This is a genomic window from Parabacteroides sp. merdae-related_45_40 (assembly GCF_001915675.1).
The window spans coordinates 1-21,782 of record NZ_MNQY01000107.1 but is presented as its reverse complement, the minus strand read 5'-3'; the positions used below and the strand labels follow the sequence as shown (position 1 = coordinate 21,782).

19 protein-coding genes and 1 tRNA gene are annotated in these 21,782 nt (G+C 36.5%); 10 read left to right on the top strand and 10 right to left on the bottom strand.

Annotation, left to right across the window (positions count from 1 at the left end; translation table 11 throughout):
- Positions 1–50: 50 nt before the first annotated feature.
- Positions 51–1,457: an amidophosphoribosyltransferase gene (locus BHV83_RS12590; protein ID WP_286757582.1), complete on the bottom strand. Its 1,407-nt coding sequence runs from the start codon at positions 1,455–1,457 to the stop codon at positions 51–53.
- Positions 1,458–1,733: 276 nt separating this feature from the next.
- Here BHV83_RS12590 and BHV83_RS12585 point away from each other — a divergent pair.
- The 9 genes from BHV83_RS12585 (at position 1,734) to BHV83_RS12545 (ending at position 10,053) form a co-directional block, all read left to right on the top strand.
- A tRNA-Thr gene (locus BHV83_RS12585) sits at positions 1,734–1,807 on the top strand.
- A gap of 206 nt (positions 1,808–2,013) precedes the next feature.
- Positions 2,014–2,544: a DUF4199 domain-containing protein gene (locus BHV83_RS12580; protein ID WP_005640021.1), complete on the top strand. Its 531-nt coding sequence runs from the start codon at positions 2,014–2,016 to the stop codon at positions 2,542–2,544.
- A gap of 20 nt (positions 2,545–2,564) precedes the next feature.
- Positions 2,565–3,518, top strand: coding sequence for a glycosyltransferase (locus tag BHV83_RS12575; protein WP_005640019.1), 954 nt, complete (start codon positions 2,565–2,567; stop codon positions 3,516–3,518).
- Positions 3,515–4,042 (top strand): nitroreductase family protein, encoded by a 528-nt coding sequence (locus tag BHV83_RS12570; protein WP_286757581.1) that lies wholly within the window; start codon positions 3,515–3,517, stop codon positions 4,040–4,042. Before BHV83_RS12575 ends, BHV83_RS12570 begins: the two co-directional genes overlap by 4 nt.
- A 6-nt stretch (positions 4,043–4,048) precedes the next feature.
- Entirely contained in the window at positions 4,049–4,615 is a 567-nt protein-coding gene (locus BHV83_RS12565) for a manganese efflux pump MntP (RefSeq protein WP_005640015.1), read from the top strand.
- A gap of 472 nt (positions 4,616–5,087) precedes the next feature.
- Positions 5,088–6,398, top strand: a complete 1,311-nt coding sequence (locus tag BHV83_RS12560; protein ID WP_005640011.1) for a metallophosphoesterase family protein — start codon at positions 5,088–5,090, stop codon at positions 6,396–6,398.
- Between the two features lie 126 nt (positions 6,399–6,524).
- Positions 6,525–7,739, top strand: coding sequence for a hypothetical protein (locus tag BHV83_RS12555; protein ID WP_005640010.1), 1,215 nt, complete (start codon positions 6,525–6,527; stop codon positions 7,737–7,739).
- Complete coding sequence (locus BHV83_RS12550) at positions 7,736–8,962, top strand: glycosyltransferase (protein WP_005640008.1); 1,227 nt, start codon at positions 7,736–7,738, stop codon at positions 8,960–8,962. Before BHV83_RS12555 ends, BHV83_RS12550 begins: the two co-directional genes overlap by 4 nt.
- Positions 8,959–10,053: a glycosyltransferase family 4 protein gene (locus BHV83_RS12545; protein WP_005640007.1), complete on the top strand. Its 1,095-nt coding sequence runs from the start codon at positions 8,959–8,961 to the stop codon at positions 10,051–10,053. The genes BHV83_RS12550 and BHV83_RS12545 overlap by 4 nt, the downstream gene beginning before the upstream one ends.
- Here BHV83_RS12545 and BHV83_RS12540 read toward each other — a convergent pair.
- The 9 genes from BHV83_RS12540 to BHV83_RS12500 are packed head-to-tail and all read right to left on the bottom strand — an operon-like array spanning position 10,042 to position 20,649.
- A complete protein-coding gene (locus tag BHV83_RS12540; protein ID WP_259325054.1) occupies positions 10,042–11,034 on the bottom strand; it encodes a hypothetical protein in 993 nt (330 codons plus the stop codon). The two genes, BHV83_RS12545 and BHV83_RS12540, sit on opposite strands and share 12 nt — an antisense overlap.
- Positions 11,035–11,045: 11 nt before the next feature.
- Positions 11,046–12,227 (bottom strand): glycosyltransferase, encoded by a 1,182-nt coding sequence (locus tag BHV83_RS12535; RefSeq protein ID WP_122204280.1) that lies wholly within the window; start codon positions 12,225–12,227, stop codon positions 11,046–11,048.
- 9 nt (positions 12,228–12,236) lie between these two features.
- Positions 12,237–13,403, bottom strand: a complete 1,167-nt coding sequence (wecB, locus tag BHV83_RS12530; protein WP_005636575.1) for a non-hydrolyzing UDP-N-acetylglucosamine 2-epimerase — start codon at positions 13,401–13,403, stop codon at positions 12,237–12,239.
- Positions 13,404–13,414: 11 nt separating this feature from the next.
- Positions 13,415–14,206 (bottom strand): LicD family protein, encoded by a 792-nt coding sequence (locus tag BHV83_RS12525; protein WP_005636576.1) that lies wholly within the window; start codon positions 14,204–14,206, stop codon positions 13,415–13,417.
- Positions 14,193–15,452, bottom strand: coding sequence for an oligosaccharide flippase family protein (locus BHV83_RS12520; protein WP_122204278.1), 1,260 nt, complete (start codon positions 15,450–15,452; stop codon positions 14,193–14,195). Before BHV83_RS12520 ends, BHV83_RS12525 begins: the two co-directional genes overlap by 14 nt.
- 17 nt (positions 15,453–15,469) lie before the next feature.
- Positions 15,470–16,408 (bottom strand): ornithine cyclodeaminase, encoded by a 939-nt coding sequence (locus BHV83_RS12515; protein WP_119215706.1) that lies wholly within the window; start codon positions 16,406–16,408, stop codon positions 15,470–15,472.
- Positions 16,409–16,426: 18 nt separating this feature from the next.
- A complete protein-coding gene (locus tag BHV83_RS12510) occupies positions 16,427–18,235 on the bottom strand; it encodes an aminotransferase class I/II-fold pyridoxal phosphate-dependent enzyme (RefSeq protein ID WP_286757580.1) in 1,809 nt (602 codons plus the stop codon).
- Positions 18,236–18,242: 7 nt separating this feature from the next.
- Positions 18,243–19,847, bottom strand: coding sequence for a GumC family protein (locus BHV83_RS12505; RefSeq protein WP_022321300.1), 1,605 nt, complete (start codon positions 19,845–19,847; stop codon positions 18,243–18,245).
- 1 nt (position 19,848) lies between these two features.
- Positions 19,849–20,649, bottom strand: a complete 801-nt coding sequence (locus tag BHV83_RS12500; RefSeq protein WP_005651544.1) for a polysaccharide biosynthesis/export family protein — start codon at positions 20,647–20,649, stop codon at positions 19,849–19,851.
- A gap of 190 nt (positions 20,650–20,839) precedes the next feature.
- Between BHV83_RS12500 and BHV83_RS12495 the strand changes: the two genes are divergently transcribed.
- The gene (locus BHV83_RS12495) at positions 20,840–21,679 is read left to right on the top strand and encodes a CvfB family protein (protein ID WP_286757579.1); all 840 of its coding nucleotides are present in this window, start codon (positions 20,840–20,842) and stop codon (positions 21,677–21,679) included.
- Positions 21,680–21,782 lie beyond the last annotated feature (103 nt).

The window sequence follows — 21,782 nt, the reverse complement described above, 5'->3', positions numbered from 1 at the left end:
CATGCGCATTTCTGCACATGATTTTCCTTATTTCATCCGATCATATCTCTTTAGAAACAACTGCTTCCGTCGAAACAATGCGTACAAACTTTGCATTTCGGTAGGCCGATTGCCTCGATGAGTGTTTCCAGCGTATTGAACTTCAACGAGCTCAAACCGAAACGGTCGGCAATGATCTGCACCATCTTTTGATATTCAGGAGAGTCGGTCGTCGCATATTTTTCCAGATTTTTGTTCTCGTCTCCTTCCAGTTCCTTGATGATACGACGGGTGATCAGTTCGAGCGGACTCTTCGACGAAGTAAAGCCGAGGAACGGGCAACCATAGATAAGAGGCGGGCAGGCAATGCGCATATGTACCTCTTTTGCCCCGTAGTCATACAAGATTTTCACGTTGTCGCGAAGCTGCGTCCCGCGCACGATCGAGTCATCACAAAACAAGATCCGCTTTCCTTCCAGCATGGACCGGTTCGGGATCAGTTTCATTTTCGCGACAAGCGAACGCAATTCCTGATTAGCCGGAGTGAAACTACGCGGCCAAGTCGGTGTGTATTTGGCTATCGCCCGATGGTAAGGAGCCCCTTTGCCTTCGGCATATCCCAAAGCCATCCCTACGCCTGAATCAGGAATACCGCAAACACAATCCACTTCGCTCTCGTCCTTCTTCCCCATCTTGTAACCGCTTTGAAAACGGACCTCCTCGACATTCCTGCCCTCGTAGCAAGAAACCGGGAAACCGTAATACACCCAAAGGAAAGAGCAAACCTGCATCTGCTCGTTCGGACGGCGCATCTGCTCGATGCCGTCGGCACGCAAGCGGAGGATTTCTCCCGGCCCGACAAATCGGTCTATTTCATAATCCAAGTTAGGTAAACTGCTCGATTCGCTGGTAGCGGCATAGGCTCCGTCTTTCTTACCTATAATAATAGGCGTACGCCCCCACTTGTCGCGGGCCACGATGATACCGTCTTCCGTCAGCAGCAACATGGAACAGGAACCTTTGACCCGGTCGTAAACATTTTCAATGCCTTCAACAAAATCCTTTCCCTGCGTAATCAGCAACGCTACCAGTTCGGTCTGGTTCGTCTTACCCGAACTCAGTTCGGAAAAGTGCATATTCGCTTTCAGCAAATCCTGTTCCAATTCCTCGATGTTATTGATCTTGGCAACCGTCACGATGGCGAACTTACCGAGGTGGGAGTTGATGACGATCGGCTGCGCATCCGTATCGCTGATGATACCGATTCCGGCATTTCCCACAAACTTGTCGAGAGCAGGCTCGAACTTCGTACGAAAATAAGAACTTTCCAGATTGTGAATCGAACGTGTGAAACCGGCTTCCTTATCGTATGTAGCCATACCGCCGCGCCGGGTTCCCAGATGAGAATTATAGTCGGTGCCATAGAATAAATCAGTTGAACAAGCCGACTTAGAAATAGTTCCGAAAAAACCACCCATTGTAAATAGTGTTTTTGATTTTTGAATTTGGTTGCAAAGGTACAAGATTATTTAGAAATCCGAAATATCCCACCTCATAAACAAACTCTATCTTCCCCTATCATTGCATACATTTTTTAACACATCTAAAAACAAAAGGTTTCCAACCACTTACAAACAAATAACACTCGTACACGTAGAAAACGCTTGCATTGTAAAAAATAATATCTACTTTTGCACCCGGGTAAGTCCTACACGGCATGCTCCCTCGGAGCGATGTAGTAAGCTTACCCACCTGCCTCTTTAGCTCAGTTGGCCAGAGCACGTGATTTGTAATCTCGGGGTCGTTGGTTCGAATCCGACAAGAGGCTCGAAACAAATGGACAATTGACAATTGACAATTAAGAAAGATATTTAATTGCGATTGTCAATTGTCTTTTTTATTGTCAATTGTTAATTATCTGTTAATCGTTCGTTAATTGTCAATTGACAATTGACAATTGACAATTCTAAGCATTGTATATTCTCACAAAAGGATTAATTTTGCTGATGAGAACATTAAAAAAACAGCATTATCATGGAAGAGAATAAAGGTTTACTGTTGAAGTGCGCGATGTCTTATGGCCTGGCTATGGGCATCTATTGGGTGATAAAATATCTGTTCCTCATTTTCGGGTATTCCATACCCTCGCTTATCTTCATTTATGAAGGCTTAAGTCTTGCCGTTCCTCTCATCGCCTATTACTTGACCAAGCGTTACCGGCAGGACATAGGAGGAAGCATCAGTTTCTTCCATGCATGGCGGTTCGGCATCATGCTGTATTTCTTCGCGGCCCTGATCGTTTCGATCGAGCATTTCATATTCTTCCAGTTTATCGCTCCGCCCGACTTCCTGAACAACACGATGACACAAGCCATAGTGGCGCTGAAGAACGCTGACTTCAACAGTGAAGTGATCGAGGCTATCAGCCGGACCAACTTCACTCCCATCCACATGGCTATCCAGGGTATTTTCAATAATATATTTTACGGAATCATATTATCCATACCGGTAGCAGCACTGGTTTGCCGCAAACAAACAGCAAGCCCTGTGTCCGAAGAAAAATAAGAAGAAAATAAAAACAAATAATGGACATATCAGTAGTTATACCACTGTACAATGAAGCCGAGTCTCTTCCTGAATTGTTTGCCTGGATAGAGCGGGTGATGAAAGAACATAATTTCAGTTACGAAGTAATTTTTATCAATGACGGAAGCACGGACAACTCCTGGGAAGTGATCGAAGCACTTAAAAGCAAGAATCCGGAAGTGGTACACGCTGTCAAGTTCCGCCGTAATTACGGCAAATCCCCCGGTCTGAACTGCGGTTTCCAACGGGCAAAGGGAGATGTGGTCATCACGATGGATGCCGACCTGCAAGACAGCCCCGACGAGATTCCCGAACTATACAGGATGATCACCGAAGAAGGCTATGACCTGGTGTCCGGTTGGAAGAAAAAACGTTACGACCCGCTGTCAAAAACCATTCCGACCAAGCTGTTCAACGCTACGGCACGCAAATTCTCCGGCATTACGAACCTGCACGATTTCAACTGCGGACTGAAGGCTTACAAGAACATCGTAATCAAGAACATAGAAGTCTATAACGATATGCACCGCTACATTCCCTACCTTGCCAAGATCGCGGGATTCAGCAAGATCGGCGAAAAAGTGGTGAAACACCAAGCCCGCAAGTACGGAACGACCAAATTCGGACTGAACCGCTTCGTAAACGGTTATCTGGACCTGATCACGCTCTGGTTCACCTCCAAATTCGGAAAGAAGCCGATGCATTTCTTTGGATTATGGGGAAGCGTGATGTTTTTCATCGGTTTCATCGCACTGGTCATTGTGTTGAGTGCGAAACTGATTTCCATCTGCACGGGAGATTTGCGGCCACTGGTCACCAACTCGCCCTACTTCTATGTTTCGCTCACGGCCATGATCCTCGGAACACAGATGTTCCTCGCGGGATTCATCGGAGAGTTGATTTCAAGAGATTCACCTAATCGAAACAAATATAAAATCGAAACAGAATTATGAACCTGTTAGAACTGGCACAGAAACGTTGTTCGATACGCAAGTACGCATCCTCCCCGGTGGAAGACGAGAAACTGGCATATATCTTGGAAGCCGGACGTATGGCTCCATCGGCAGTCAACTTCCAGCCCTGGTATTTCGTCATAATCCGGCAAGAGGCAGGGCGAGCAAAAATACAGGAATGCTATGCACGCGAATGGTTCCGATCCGCACCGCTCTACATTCTCGTCTGCGGCGACCACAGCCAGTCGTGGAAACGTTCTTCGGATCGGAAAGATCATATGGACATCGATGTGGCAATCGCCACGGAACATATCAGCTTAGCAGCCGCTGAACAAGGTCTGGGCAGCTGCTGGGTTTGTAACTTTGACACGGATCTATGCCGGAAGCATTTCAATTTACCAGACACGATAGAGCCGGCGGTTATACTCACGATAGGTGGTTATCCGGAAAGTCCGGATCTTTTTGAACAGACTCCCAAAAAACGGAAAACGTTGGAGGAGATCATCAAGGAAGAAACATTTTAATGTAATATGTCATTTTTAGAAATAGTGTTACTGGCAGTGGGATTGTCAATGGACAGTCTCGCAGTTTCTGTCACCGGCGGGGCTCTCATACAAAACTACAGACATCACCACATGCTGAAGATCGGCTGTGTGATGGGGATTTTTCAAGCAGGGATGACCATAGCGGGCTACCTGGCGGGGATGAGCTTCAAGAAATACATCACGGCATTCGATCACTGGATCGCTTTCCTGCTGTTGCTTTACCTCGGAGGCAAAATGATATACGAGAGCACCCAGGAAAAGGAAGAGGATTGCAGAACGAACCCGCTATGCTACAAGACACTGTGCGGATTAGGCATTGCAACAAGTATCGATGCGCTGGCTGTCGGCATATCGTTGGCCTGCATCGAATCAGCCATTGCACTGGAAGCCTTGACGATAGGGATCGTCACCTTCCTATTCTCCGCTTTTGGTGTCTACTTCGGCAACCACTTCAGCCGCAAGATAGACCTCAAACTGGACCTGATCGGCGGATTGATCCTGATCGGCATCGGCACCAAAATCCTGATCGAGCATCTTTATTTCAATGGATAAGTCACCATTTCACCTTCACATCATCTCAAACAACTATAAGCCAGTTGTTTCCTGTGAACTCAGTGAATGCACCCCAAGGTTCTTCCCCGCTATATAAATCGAAGCCCGCGCCGCCACCATCTTGTCTGTCTATCAAAACTCCTTGAAGCGACAATTCGCCAGGATACGGGCAAAACGACACAAGTCGAAAACCTGGCTCGGCGCGTTTCGGCAACCCACCCCAAATAAAAAGAATTCCGACGGCGGATATTGGTAAGACAGTACAATGGATAGGAGCAACTGCACAGGAATTAGGTGATTCCAGTCTTAATCAGCCGAAAACAGGGAAGACAGAACACTGTCCCTTTCTATTTTCCATCATATTCTTTTTCCTCTATATCTGTAAAAAGATTCAATTTTTTCCCTATCTTTAGCAAATAGTATTAACACATTGATTCATAAATTACCAAAAGTCACCTAACATAATCATTATATGGAAAAGAAAACATTGTATTTAATATATGTTATAATTGTCTTACCTTTTGCCGTTGCATGCAGAGACACAGAAGACAATCTTACAGTATCTACCTTACGCAGTGACATACATGATTACTTATATACAATCAACAATAGTGAAGCAACCCAACGCCTAGATTCGATCATGTACAACAAAACAGATACCGACAAGATATATGAACGTTTCAAGATTGTTCATATATCAGATCCACATATATCCGCAATATCTACTAATAACAATTATACAAACCCCATAAATCTAAAACAATCCGTAACCTTCGCCAATCAATCCAAACTCAAAATCAATGCTTTGATAGCAACAGGAGACTTTATTTCCAATTCCAGTCGAAAAGATGCTATTCTTTTCATGGAATCATTTACAAAACATTTCTACGAAGGGAATCATATCCCGTCTTTTATATGCACAGGCAATCACGACTGCAATATGATAGAAAAAGTCTCAAAAAATTACATCAGTAAAGAAAAAATTCACTCCATTCTATTTCCTAAGCAAACTCAAACAAATCAAAATTATTTCTATGCAGATATACCCAATCCTCAAGGAGGTACTATTCGAATCATCTCATTAGACATGTTAGATCAACCAGGCACTGAATATAATACACGCATTTATGCCTACTATTCACAAGAACAAATCAATTGGTTAGGTAATATTGCACTAAAAAAGGGAATAACTGACCAACATAGTATAATCATCTTGAACCACTACCCATTCCAAGCCTATTCACCAAAAGCTAATACTTATCTATGCGATGGTGATTTTGTCCACCCTTGGTTCATGATCCCTGAGATAATAGAGGCTTACCGATCTCGCTCCAGCATATCAAAAACATATCTCAATAAATTAAGGGATAATAAAAATATTTCTGTCAATTTCAACTTCCATGACAGTAAGGGAGAATTCATCTGTTATTTAGGAGGACATGACCATTTTACAACAAACTTTGATATACATGATCTTGAAAATGAAAATAAAAGCATTCCCCCTCAAAAAATGCTTCTCTGTACCAATCAAGCCCCCAGCGAAGTCGGAATTATCTATAATCGCGTCATACGTGAAGTCGATAGTCTCAGCAGCAACAGCTTTTGTATATATGCCATTGACACCAAAGAAAAAAAAATCTACATTACATTCTTCGGAGCCTACAAACCGACAGACAAGGCTGAATATCCCAAAATCCAAATTATTCCATATTCACAGAGCGAGGTTTCCCCCAATTCCTCATTGAGCGAGAACGTGAAAATCAATCAATTGGAAAAGATGTAAAGACTTCCCCTAATATCTACAAATACAAATTCACCCGCATTTATTTCCTAAATATAAACAAAGAGATTATCTTTGGATACAATAAAGTCAAATGCATACCGTTACACAAAAAACAATTAACACTATATGATTCAAGATTTCATCAATAAACAGTTTTTCTCACTATTTGTCTTTACACTCATATTCGGTTTACTTCTATATGGAACTATCGGATTTGACTTTATCGATGAAATATGCGCAACTTTATTATTTATATTATTCGGATATTCACTTTTCAAATCACAGGAGTGGTTAATAAATAAAGCTTTTTTAACAACCATTGGTGTATTCCTGTTTTATTTATGTTATTCTCTGTGCATCAATAGCAACACAAAAGCTGCTATTATCACAGATTTTATTATTCAATTTAAGCCATATTTAGCCTTATTTTGTGTATATTCTCTTAGGCCTCATTTTTCAACAAATCAAAAGAAAATACTAAGAATAATTTGTGTATTTTTTTGGTTGATTCTACTAATACTGGCTTGTATAGAAATATTCAAACCTCATACTCTATCAAATGTAATGGCTCACGCGACTTATTTTGCGGCAGGAGTCATAGCGACATCTCTTTGTTTTCTCTATACAGGAGATTTTTCAATGAAAGATAGGATTCTTTTTATTATAATGCTTTCCATAGGTCTTATATCCGGACGCTCCAAATTCTATGGATTCTTCACATTATCTGTAATGGTTATTATCTATTTTTCCAACATAAACCATTTCAAATTAAATATAAAAACTATTATTCTTCTCATTATTACTTTAATACTTATATTAGTCGTCTCATGGAAGAAAGTTTCTTTCTACTTTATAGAAGGAATTACAGGAGAAGCAGAAACAGATACAATTGCACGTTTTGTACTCTATACAACCTCTATCCAAATATTAATCGACTACTTCCCTTTCGGATGCGGATTCGGAAGTTTTGCTACCTATGCCTCAGGATTGTACTACTCCCACATATATAATCAATACGGAATTGAGAATGTCTGGGGGATTAGCAAAAGTTTTTATAGTTTCATCGCTGATACTTATTATCCTTCATTGGCACAATTCGGATTTGTAGGAATCATGCTTTATATTACATTCTGGATATATGTATTCAAAAAAGCTCTTATATTCTTCCAACACACAAAACAAGCTAAATTAATGATCATCGTATTATTACTGATTTGTTTTTTCGGAATAGAAGGGACATCAGATTCAACTATAACAACTCATAGAGGATTATTCATGATGATGATGATTGGTTTAATGCTTAGTGAAATGAAAAATAAAATTGCAAATTCAAAATCATGAAAATACTACAGCTCAATAAATATTTTTATCAAAAAGGAGGGGCTGAGACTGTTTTTTTCAACACAATCTCAACCTTGGAAAACAGAGGACATCAAGTAATACCTTTTGCCCTAAAAAACAAAAAAAACAAATTTTCAGAATATGAATCTTATTTTGTGGATTATCCTGAATTATCAGAATCCAACATTTGGACTAAAATAACAAACATACCTGCATTCATTTACAATCGACAGGCAGCCAAACAATTAGAACGACTAATTTTGGATAAGAAACCGGATATCGCTCATATTCATTTACTATTCAATAGCCTATCTGTTTCTATATTACCTGTTTTACAGAAATATAGAATACCAACTGTTATGACTGTTCACGATTATCGGCTTATTTGTCCTGCTTATACATTAACAAACGGAAAAGGGAAAATTTGTGAATTATGCAAAGATCGACATTTTATCCACTGCACACTAAACAGGTGCTCCAACGGAAATTTAACAAATAGTATGTTACTTTCATTGGAGAACAGCTTCAGATCTTGCTTTTACGAGCCACTTAATTATATTGACAAATTCATTTTCGTCAGCAAGTTCGCCCAAAAAAAACATATCGAATTCAATCCTGGATATGCATCAAAAGCAGTCCAACTATATAACTTTACCCCAGATATACCTACAAGAATCAATAAAAAAATAAATCATAGATACTTACTTTATTTCGGTAGATTATCTAATGAAAAGGGGATCAATAGTTTATTAGAAGCAATACGAGATATACCCGAAATTGATTTAAAAATTATCGGCAGAGGCCCACTTTCAAAAGAAATAGGAAACAACTATCCCAAAAACGTTTCTTTTTTAGGTTTTAAGGAAGGTCAAGAATTAAAGGAATACGTTAAAAATGCACTTTTTACAATCGTTCCTTCTGAATGGTATGAGAACAATCCATTGAGCATTATTGAATCGCTCTCCTTGGGAACTCCTGTAATAGGCAGTAATATCGGAGGTATTCCTGAACTTATACAAGACGAAAAAACAGGATTCACATTTACAATGGGAAGCCCAGCCGATTTAACAAAAACTATTCGAAAAGCGATAGCAATACCTGAAGAAAAGCTTTATGAAATGTCTATAGCTTGCAATAAATTTGCACAACAACATTTCTCAGCAGACAAACACTTCAACTATCTTATCTCTATTTATCAATCAATATTAAAAGCTTCAAAATGAAAATCATAGTAACAGGATTAAGAGGTTTTCCCAATATACAAGGCGGCGTAGAGACTCATTGTGAAAAATTATACCCACGCCTCAGCAAGCTTGGAGTAAATGTAACAGTTGTAAGAAGATCCTGCTTTGTAAAGGAAAATCCTCCATTAACAAGTTATCAAGGTGTTTTTTTCAAAGATCTCCCAGCTCCCAAAATAAAAGGATTTGAAAGTGCTATCCACACTATATGTGGGGTTTGGTATGCCTATAAACAAAAAGCAGATATAGTCCATATACATGCCATTGGACCATCAATTGCCATTCCATTTGCAAAACTACTCGGATTGAAAGTGGTTGTCACCCATCACGGTCCAGATTATGATCGTAAAAATTGGAATTTTTTTGCAAAATTCATTTTAAAAACCGGTGAATTCTTCGCCGCTAAATGGGCAGACGAAATAATTGTCATCTCCACAGTTATTGACAATATACTAAAAACGAAATATAATAGAAACAACGCAATATTAATCTATAACGGTGTTGACATTCATCAGCCAACTCAAACCGATCAATATATCAAATCATTAGGACTTAGTCACAGAAAATATATTTTAGCTGTTGGCCGATTTGTAAAAGAAAAAGAATTTGACAAATTAATTATGGCCTTCTCCGATCTAAACTTACAGGATTATCACTTAGTTATCGCAGGAGATTCTGACCATAAAACATCTTATTCAACTTATCTAAAAGAATTAGCTCGAAAAAAGCAAGTTATATTGACTGGAATGGTAAAAGGTGAATCATTGAAAGAGCTTTATTCACATGCAGGATTATTCGTTTTACCCTCTTCCCATGAAGGTTTACCTATCACATTGTTAGAAGCTATGAGCTACAATATCGATACTTTAGTTAGCGATATTCCTGCTAATTTGGCAGTGGGATTATCAAAAGAGCACTATTTCAAAGTAAATCACATGAACAGTTTAAAGCAACAGCTAACATATAAGATATATCAAAACAATTATCCTGTATATTATGACTTAAAAGCATATAATTGGGATCACATAGCCCAGCAAACTTTTAATGTATATAATAATTTACTAAACGTGTAATTCTTCAGGAATGATCCCCCCTAATACTGCTGCATAATAAGAAAAGACAGTATTATACATTTCAGGTGCTAATATCCTAATTACACGACTTGCTTTTGAAATCGCATAAAAATCTACAAATGTTTTCATTGCGACTTCATGAGTGTTTTCAGTAAAGGATATATGCCCGACTTTTCCATCTAATACTATTACAGGTAAGACTTTCACACGTTCAAGAAAGACTTTACTATCCGAAAAGACCACAATCTGCTTATTTTTATTTTGGTCTATAATCAGCCTAATGCCTTTTAGGCAACGTTGTATTAAATTCTCTCGCTTATCTTCTGTTAGGCTATTAAACTGATCTTTCTCGAAATTTTCTAAAGCATTTACAAATCGTAAATGAACAGCGACATAACCAGAACTATCTAAACTGCAACAATACAAACATTCATTCAATGCTTGAGAAGGCTTGAATAATTCCAAAAATAAATTTCTCCATACAGATTCAGCATCTAAGACATGATTTGAAGATATAATATCATATCCTATATAACAATAAACATGATACTGCTTAATAGTTTTACTCAGTCTAGGTATTTTTCCACTACCATTATACGGTATAAGCCGAACATTCTGCAAGCTATAACTTAATTCGGACTGATTAGCTATCCAATTATACTTATTCACAGACAAATATTCTTCCAATTTAAATGGATGGTTAAAAATCACTTTAAAATCAAACCCGTTTATTTTAGCCACATAAAACAATCCAACAATTGCCTTAAAACGATCGACTAATCCTGGATGTTTGATATTTGGATCTATAATAAAATAAAGAGTATTACCCGATACTTCACGATCTTTTTTAAAAGAATACAACTGCCAATAATAGTGTAAATTTCTAAAATAATACCGTAGGCTATTAACTGTTGTCTGAAAATATTTACGATAATATCGACTACCTCTAAGAATATATTTTATTTTTTCCAAATAACCCATTATAAACCGAATTATATATTTGAATACAAACTCTTCAATTTTATTTCATTTGCATGCCAAAGCCTACTTTTAAATATATAATTTTTTATTGTTGCAGAGGCATTTTCCTTATTTTCTTTATAAGAATGAATCTTTAAATTCAACTCATCTATCATTTCTGATGAAATATTTTCTATCTCATCCAAAATCATGCCGTAACCACTATCTTCAACAAGGACTTTGGCATCTCCCGAATATTTCGTTGCAATAACCATTGCTCCTACAGCCATATACTCTGCAATTTTAGTCGGAGAAGCATTTATATTCACCAAACTATTATGTCTCAAGACAAAACCAGCATCAATAATGGACAAATATAAGGGAACCTGTTCATATCTCAAACTCATACAAAGACAGTCATTCCCCAACAATTCTATTTTTTTTGCGAAAGGAGTCAAATCATCATTTGTATATATACATAAAAAGTATCTATCATCTTTCTTTTTTAAACGTAAAAAAATATCTAATGTTTCTTCCACACATTGCCACTTCTGCAACCCTCCTAAATAACATAAGACAATACGCTCTTTCAAATGCATTTTCTCACGCAAAGCGATCACCTGAGCCGGATCTATATGAAACTTTTCACTATTAAAACTACAAGGTAAAATAGAAAATGGACAATCATAAGAGTAATATTTCTTTAGATTATTTGCCAAATTATTCGACACGGCTATTATTCGTTGTGAACGAGACAATGCATAACAAACATCTTTTTCAGCACGATTTATTGATGATTTCGTCCTTCCATTCATTTGTAACTCAGGTACAGGATCTGCATGAAAATCAGTCACGACCAAAATATTTTTCTTCAAATATCTGACACATGAAGCCGAAAGCGATGTCTCTAATTGAATTAACTCTATATGGTTACACTTTACAATAATCCAAGTTATTACAGCCCGAAACAATGCCGCTATCCCTCCTAATCCCCAACGATCTGGTAATGTAAATATAAAATATGATTTTATATTCGAAGGCATACTTTTTTTATTTAAAGCCAACAAAGAAAAATCTTTCTTGAAAAAAGCCAACAAACAAACATCAAATCCAATAGAATCCAAGGATTGAAGCATATTTAATGTTCTGACTTTATCACCTCCATCACCACGCAAAGGATATCCATTATGAATAACTAATATTTTTCTTTTCATAAAAACGATTTACAATAAAATATTCACAATAGACTGACTGGTTTTTCCATCTCCATACGGATTTTGAGCCTTTGACATTTGTCGATACAAATCTTTATTTTCCAGTAAATCAGAAACATTATCTATAATTGAATTATAACCTGTTCCTACCAATTTGACAGTCCCAGCCTCCAATGCTTCAGGACGTTCAGTCGTATCCCGCATAACCAGCACAGGCTTTCCTAATCCCGGAGCCTCTTCCTGTATTCCACCACTATCAGTCAAAACGATTGTAGAGTGATTCATCAAATAAACAAAAGGAAGATAATCCAATGGTTCTATAAGAAATACATTTGTTAGGGTTTCTTTATGGCTTTCACCCAATATTTCAGCAATCGGCTTCCGTACATTCGGATTCAAATGCATGGGATACACAAAATCTACCATGGAATATTTCTCAGCCAAAGTCTTTATCGCCTTACAAATATGGATAAATCCTTCACCGAAATTTTCTCTCCGATGTCCTGTAATTAAAACCATTTTCCGCTCTCCACTCTTCCACAAAGATAATAAAGAAAGAGGAATACCTACGCGCTCTAATACAAATTGAATATTTTTCTCTATATCTTTTCTTACCCCGATTTGCTCTAACACTAAATGCAAGGCATCAATAACAGTATTTCCAACAACATAGATATTACCGTCTGCAACACCTTCTCTTTGTAAATTTCTCCGGCTCAATTCAGTTGGTGCGAAATGAAAAACGGCAATACGGCTTGTTATCTGCCGATTCATTTCTTCAGGCCAAGGACTATAAATATTATGAGTTCTCAACCCTGCTTCTACATGTCCTACAGGTATCTGCTGATAGAAAGCTGCTAATGCTGCTGCAGAAGAGGTTGTTGTATCCCCATGTACTAATACGATATCCGGCAATTCTTTTTTTAACACATCACGTAAGCCTAACAAAACACGAGAAGTTATGTCATATAAATCCTGCCCTTGCTTCATTATATTCAAGTCATACTCAGGTTTGACATCAAAAACATGTAAAACTTGATCCAACATTTCCCGATGCTGGGCAGTAACACAAACAACAGTCTTAAAATTTATCGTATCTTTTTGAAACTCTTTTACCAATGGACACATTTTAATTGCTTCCGGGCGAGTTCCAAAAATAAGCATCACTTTTTTCATTTTCGATTATATTATTCTTTTATATCCACATTATTTACATGATAAGTTATTTTACTCAAATCTGGCAATACCATATAATCTCCATATAAATAGGACAAATAGCCATCAGTATTAGCAGGAGCTGGAAAAATTTTTCCCTCAAAAGACACCTCACTTAGTGGAAAAATATTGTCCAACAACCTTACGCCCAAAAAACCTGATCCTAATCCCAATCGGTACTCTTTTGTATGAGATAATTTAACAATCATTCGAATGCAGGGATAAAGTATATAAGTCAAAAAGAACAACAAACACCTCATTACTCCTTTTTTTATCCCTAATCGGTCATTTTTTAAATAAGAAAGTCTATAAATATATCCATGAAATTTAGATGCAATCCATGCCATCCGATAATTAACAGGCTCTATATAAAAAATATCAATATAAACCCCATTATATTTGTAATTTCTACCAATATTATTCACTTCTGATATATAGGAATCCGTTTCCCTTAATTTTGCATAAGGGGCAACATAGTTACTATCAGTGTGCATTGTTTGAAGCACCAAATTAGAGGGCAATTCAAAAGGCAAGACTTCCATCAATCTTTTATAGTCCCGATATAACATCTCTATGTCCAAATCATCATCCCAAGGTATAAAGCCTCCATGACGAACAGCACCTAACAATGTTCCCGAACTAAGCCAATAGCGTATACCATGTTTCCTACAAACTCTATCTACGAACTCTAAAATGCGAAGCATCTTCATCTGATGAAGTCTCAGCACTGAACCTTCTGGATTAAAACGATTAAACCCGTCCATAAAGCATAATTAATTTATAACGGTTACAATAATATAGCCTATAAATAGCTATTACAAATTCTGCAAAACCTAAGGCTAGTGCAAAATTAATAATCGAGAATGAATTTGTAAAATATAGTACCATATAAATTACAATTAAGACGAAAGTCGAAAGAACTACACTTCGATTAAAAGGCTTGGAATAACCAAAAGAAACCAGCACTGGCGACCCTGTGAAAGAAGTAATGCCTCCACTAAAAATGAACAAACTAAAAACATGTAATATATCAACAGATTCAGGCAACTTACCATCCGATAAAACAAAAACAGCAAATGGAGCAAGAATATATACAATTACAATGATACAGCCTGTAGCTAATAAAATCAATCGAAAACACTTATTGACAAATTTCCGATCAAGTGTTTTTGCAATATGAGGAAACAAAGCTTGATTCAACATTTGTAAAGGGACAAGTGCCGTCATTGCAATTTTTTGGGCCAAATCAAAAACTGCAACCTCATGCATTGAAAAGAAAATTCCACAAATCGTCTTTGCCATACTTGCATTAATCACAACTGATACACGAGAAACAAAAAACGGAACGCTCTCTTTAAAATACCGCCTAATCGATTCTATAGTTGGCACAAATAAGGACATCTTTTCTACCCGAATCAGCATAAAAAAGGAAATAACCCCTGATAAAAGCCACCCTAAAGACTGAAGTAATGGTATCAGTAAATAATCACTTTCATTTTTAATGAAAATAAAGACTGTAACAGTATAAAAGAAAATAGAAGTAAAACGAATCAAAGTAATATATTTCATCTTTTCTACCCCTTGATAAAACCAAACAGGAAACAAAATTTCTGAAAGGCAAGATAAAAAAGACAATAAAAATAAAACATAATTATCTCTAAATTGCTTCACACATAATAATAAAACTCCTAATGCTAAAAAAGAAAGTATAAAAAGAAAAGCTTTAATAATCAAAACTGAAGATACAACTTCCGATAGCATCTCGTTATCAGAACGATTTATAGAAACATTCTTTACAGCCGAAACATCCAGACCAAAGTTGATAAATATAATAAAATAAGAGATAATAGCCTGTGCAAAAACGACCAAACCGTACTTATCCGCACCAACTGTAGATATCAAATAAGGTAATGCAACAAAAGGCATTACCATTTTTAATATCTCAAGTACAGACAAATACGTTGTATTATGAACAATTACTTTGTATTTATTATCTTGACCAAACTTCATTGCTATTCATAACTAATTCATACCCAAAACTTCTCGCTTAACTTATCCGAAGAAATATCTGGTAATGAATCTTTGACCTTGTCGTATACTTGAGAAGCAAAATAAATATCATGCAAAGCAATACCTATATTATAAGCCAAAATACGCTCCTGATCTGAAGTTCTACCCGGATTCTGCTTTAACAATATACGGGCGAACTCATCAAACTGTTTAAACTGATTAAAATATTTAAATCCTTCTACATGAGCGACATCATCAGCAAAAATCTGATCGAAGAATAAATCGCAATTCTGAAATCCACGCGTATGAACCGGTACGACCAATACTCCCGGCTTAAAACATGTATCCGATGCAAACTGACCATGTGCAACAGTTACGCAAGATACAACCACATCTGCACCTGTAATCAAATCTTCCACATTTTCAAAAATAGAAAAATTTAATCGAGAATATTCTTTAAAGCGCTTCATGAACTCCAGCTCTTGCCCTTTATAAGACAAAAGACGAATGTTCAACGGCCCCTCTAACACAGCCATCAAGCACAACAGTGTTGCCCGAGCAGTGTTGCCTAGTCCCATAAATGCATATTCCCGAGCTGAAGAAGTCCTCAAATACTGTATGGACAATGCCGCAACAGCACCAGTACGCATCGCAGTAATCCAACTTCCATCCATCAGTGCCAAAAAATCACCATTTGTCGCATCATACAACAAAATATCACTAACCAATGCAGGCTCACGTTTCGGAAAACGAGAAACGACCTTAACCCCAAAACGTCCACAAGAAGGCAAATAAGATGGCATCGTATTAAAAAAGACATCCGGTTCTATTGTCATACTAATTTTATGAGGTAAACAACTATCATACTTCATTCTTAATGCTGTTTCTACCCACTTTACACAATCAGCCGGAGATATGGAAAGATTTCGTATCGTTTCAAAGTCTATTATTTTCATTGCCATCTTTTTTAACAATTATAATTCTTTTAATGCATCTATTAAACGTTGGTTGTCTAAAGTTGAACGTACTGCTATTCGTATATATTCGCCATTTCGGAAGGCCTTCTTCGTTCCACAGTCTTTTATTAAAATATTATATTCATTCAAAAGTAATTCAGTCAATTCTTTAGAAGAATATTTACTAATAACCTCACACAAAAAATAGTTTGCTTGTGAAGGTATGACACGTAGATAACCTATCTGCTGTAAATCCACATAAAAACGATCTCGCTCACGGATAAACAAACGACACGCCTGTTTATAATCCTGTTCATATTTATTAAATATCTGCATATAAAACTCTGCAAATGAATTAATATTCCATATCGGAACATTTTTGCGTACACGATCGATCAAAAGCAAATTTGATGAAGCTAAAATTCCTAACCGTAACCCTGGTACTCCGTAAGATTTGGATATACTCTTCACAACCACCAAATTAGGGTTTTCTTCAAGTATTTCATTAGTCAACAAAGTATTATCCACTGATTGTTCAGAAAAATCGACAAACGATTCATCGACAACCAATGTTACCTTCTTATCCTTACACCATTTAGCTAAATGAACTACATCAACTTTTGAAATATAATTTCCAGAAGGATTATCCGGATTAATCAATAAAATAGCAGCAACCTCACGAACTGCAAAAAATGCCATCAAATCATCAGCTGTATAAGAAAAATCTTTATTCTGTGGGACATAAGCAATCACCTTATCTTCCTGCATACGATTAGGATACTCCTCAAAAGTCGGATAAACAACACCCAAGCAACCTGTTAATTCATCCACTAAATACTTAATCAATTCGGCAGCACCATTTCCCGGACAAACATATTGTTGTGCCAATCCGAAATATTTCGCAATTAATAGAGAGTTTACATTCAGCCCAGAAGGGTACTCACTTAGTAAAATATCAAAATTAGCCCGCATCTCTTTCTTCATCTTCAAAGAAGGAAAGAAAGGATTAACCAAATAACAAAAATCCAACAAAGAAGGGAATCTCCAATAACCACCATATCTTTTTTGATAGCAAGCCAACTGATTCTCCTTTTCCGCAAAAATAGTTTCAGCGTTACTTAAGTCTTGAATATCGTCAATTTCATACCACTTTTCACCGTGAAGTGGCAACGCCTTTAAATCTGGCTTATCCAACAATGCAATTACACGCAAGACCTGCTCGTAATATTCGTTATTACCCAATGCATTTATATATGCATCCAAAAATGGAACATAATGAGTTCTTGAAAACTCTTTACTGAATTTATAGATATTGACTGTCTTATAATAAAATTCTTTATGATCAAAATTGAATGTTTTTTTTACAACAAAGTTTAGAATGTTATTGTCATTATCCAACATCACAACTGTACCATCCATCCAACTTTCATACTTGGCTACTAATGCAATATTAGGAAATGGATCTGATAAAATTTTATCCAACACCTTGTCTTCAAAAATAAGATCAGATTCTATAAGTAAAGTATCATCCTGCTGCAACTGTTCTTTTGCTAAAGACAATGAATAGATATTATTTGTTTTATCATAAATCGGATTTGTAATGTATTCAATCGGTAGCCCCTTATATGAATCACCAATAAAACTACGAAGTTCCTCTCCCTTATAGCCGATTACCATAATAACCTTATTCAACTTCAATTTAGAGAATTGATCCAAAACACGTTCAATTAAGGTCACACCATTTACCCGAATCATACATTTCGTATTATTCTGAGTAAGTTTCCCCAAACGCTTCCCCATCCCTGCGGCTAATATAATAACTTGCATATAATTCTCACTTTCTTTTATAAATATCTATCAAATCTCGTAATTGCTGTTTTGCGAACAAATATCCCATTGGAATTACAATTGTTAAAATCAGAAATCCTAAAACTGCAAAAAGTTTTCTTGGAGCTACAGGACGATATTTAGCAACTGCAGCATCTACAATAAATCCCTTATCACGCTCTTGACCTAAAGACAAAGCTACTTCTTCTCTCTTCTGTAAAAGTATTAAATACACTCCTTGAAGAATTTCCTGCTGTCTTTTATAATCAAGATACTCTCTTTCGTATGTAGGAACATAGTCCATTTTACTCATAATTGCTTTTTCTTGAGACTTAAGATCATTCAATACAAACTGAGAGCTTTTTCGTGCATTATCAATAGCCAAAACAACCCCATCTCTCAATTTGTCTATCTGAGAATCAGCTATTTCAGACAAAGGATTCACTGAGTTTGTTGATTTAGTTATTTTGTCTCTTTCCATTAAAGCCTCATTATAAGCAGATATAGCTCCACCTTTTTCGCCATCAGCAGACAACATGGCAGGAATTACACTATACTTATTTTTAGGATCCTTCACATAAGTATCTAACAAATTAATGATATGATTCTGCGCCTCATATTCAATAATTTTTTCTCGGATATTTTTCACTGCATCAGCATAAAATTGAACATCATATTCTATATCTGTCAATTTATTCTTAATTTTATAAGTTTCAATAGTGCGCTCAATACCATTAAGCTCTTGTAAAACACCATTGATACGAACATCTAAAAAAGTCATAGCTTTATGTCCTTCTTCTTTTTTTACAGACTCAGAACTATTATTATACTCATCCATCAAAGTATTCAACAGATCCTTGCCCCGTTTTCTTGAATAGTCCGAATACAATAGTTCCAATGTATTGGCATTTTTTGAAAACTCTTCAACAGTTATTGCCTCTGCCAAATCTTCTGCCATCCAACCTGCCGGAGATACAGATATGTTCAAAGAAAAAGGCTTTTCTATTTTCTTCGTCACATCTCCTTCTGTTCCATATAATATATCAAATACACCTTCTGGCACTCGAAGCTGAGCAGGTAAAGAGGCAAAAGAATACTCTTTACCGGTTTCTTTCATTTTTATTAAAACAGCACCATTTTTACTTACCTCTATTTTAAATGAAACAAAACAGTCCAAATTTTCTTGAGTCAAAGAGTCCGGAATAATTAACAAAGGAGAATCTTCATATAAAGAAATCAATGAATATGGTTTCTTATATGTAACATTTAATCCCAAACGGATAATAACTTTCTTCAACAAATCATTAGAAGACATTATAGCAATTTCATCATCTATATTGACAGCTCCCCCCGAAATACTTCCCAGTCCAAACGATTTCATTAATCCGGCAGCCTCTCCCAATCCCATGCTTCCACCACTACCAAGATTTTTATCTTCTTGAATCTTTATTCGAGCCACAAATTCATAAGTTTGAGGATAAATCACCATATATAGTATTGCGCAAACTAATGAAATACAAGCTGCAACTAAAAAAACTTTCCAATGATATAAATAATCTACTATTATTTTTTTCAGACTTATAGTCTCACTATCTTTCTGCATATTTTCCATATTACTTATTTGTTAAGCTTAACACCATCGCAACAATCACAGACAAGGAGCTGATCACTGTCGAAAATAAAGATATTGTAAACTGACGATCCGAACTAGTTCTTGCACGTTGCTTTGTTTTTATAGGTTCTACATATACTATATCATTTTGCTTCAAATAAAAATATGGCGATTCGAATATGTTTGGGTTGGTAATATCCAAACGACATGTTTCTTTTAATCCATTGTTATCCCGTATTACCAAAATATTTTTCCTATTTGCAGTAAGAGGCAAATCTCCAGCCATACCTATAGCGTCAAGAACTGATACCCTATCTCTTTTTACCGAATATGAACCAGGACGCGAAAATTCTCCCATAAGTACTATTCTAAAATTAAGAAGCTGAACATTCACTAAAGGATCTTTCACATATTTAGAAATCTTTGATTCCAATTTTTTGGAAATTTCTTGACGAGTCAATCCCGCTACATGAACCTTTCCTATAATAGGAAAATTTATACACCCATCTTCATCTACTAAATAAGTATACATTGACTCAGAAGCAATCAATGGCTGTTCTCCTTGTGATGAATATGCAAACACTGGCGGATTAAAAGGTGTAACGGCAACAGGATCCCAAGCCGTAACATTAATTGACAAAAGATCATCATTCTCTATTTTAATCGTATATGCTTGGCTCATCTCTGCCAATTCATCAGGAGTTAAATCATCTATACCCTGAAAATAAATCACATCTTTTGGTGCTTTACATGCACACATCAATACACAAAAAATGGCTAATAAATAATATTTCAACCTCATGCTATTATTAAGTATTTCTAAATTAGAACTGCAAAGATACAACTTTCAAAGGAACCGTCCATCTAAAAACTCCTTATAAAAACTATTACAACTATAACGATGCAAATTTTGTTATATTGCTGCTTGAGAAATAAAAAATATAGGATATTAGGCTATTTTCCCGTACTTTTGCCTCAAAATAAATAGCGAAATGGTAGAAATAGGAAAATATAATACATTAAAGATCATAAAAGATCTGGACTTTGGAGTTTATCTGGATGGTGGAGATGGGATGGAGATACTTTTGCCGGCCCGTTATGTGCCAAAAAATATAAAACCTGGAGATGAAGTCGAGGTTTTTATTTACCACGACAATGAAGGCAGGCTGATTGCAACGACAGCCAACCCACTTGCTCAAGCAGGAGAATTCCAGTTTATGGAAGTGAAATCAGTTAATAATACAGGTGCTTTTTTAGAATGGGGATTAATGAAAGATTTATTGGTTCCATTTAAGGAACAAAAAATGCCCATGCGAGAAGGAAAATGGTATTTGGTATATGTACACGTAGATCATGTAACTGGACGTATAGTTGCCTCCGCTAGAATCGATAAATATTTAGACAATGTAATCCCCAATTACTCCTTTAACCAGGAGGTCGATTTGTTGGTTGCAGAAGACACAGAAATAGGCTATAAAGTAATCATCAACAATACTCATTGGGGATTGGTTTATCACAATGAAGTTTTTCAACGCTTGGAAAAAGGAGAACATCTAAAAGGGTACATCAAAGAAGTCAGAAAAGACGAAAAGATAGATGTCAGCCTTACCCCCTTAGGATATCAAAAGGTAGAAGGTATTGCCAAGACTATTCTGGATTCACTCAAAGCTCAAGGAGGATATGCGGCCGTCCATGACAAAAGTGAACCTGAACTTATTTATTCCCTATTTCGCTGCAGCAAAAAAGCATTCAAACAGGCAATCGGGGCTCTTTACAAACAAAAGATAATCAATATCGAGCCTGAAGGAATCCGATTAATCGATAAAGAGTAATCACAAAAATATATCCATTGCAAAACTCATGCTCATATCCCGTCACGCCCCCATCAAGTGACCACGATAACGGTCGACATGCCGACTTTTTCCAATAACTCAG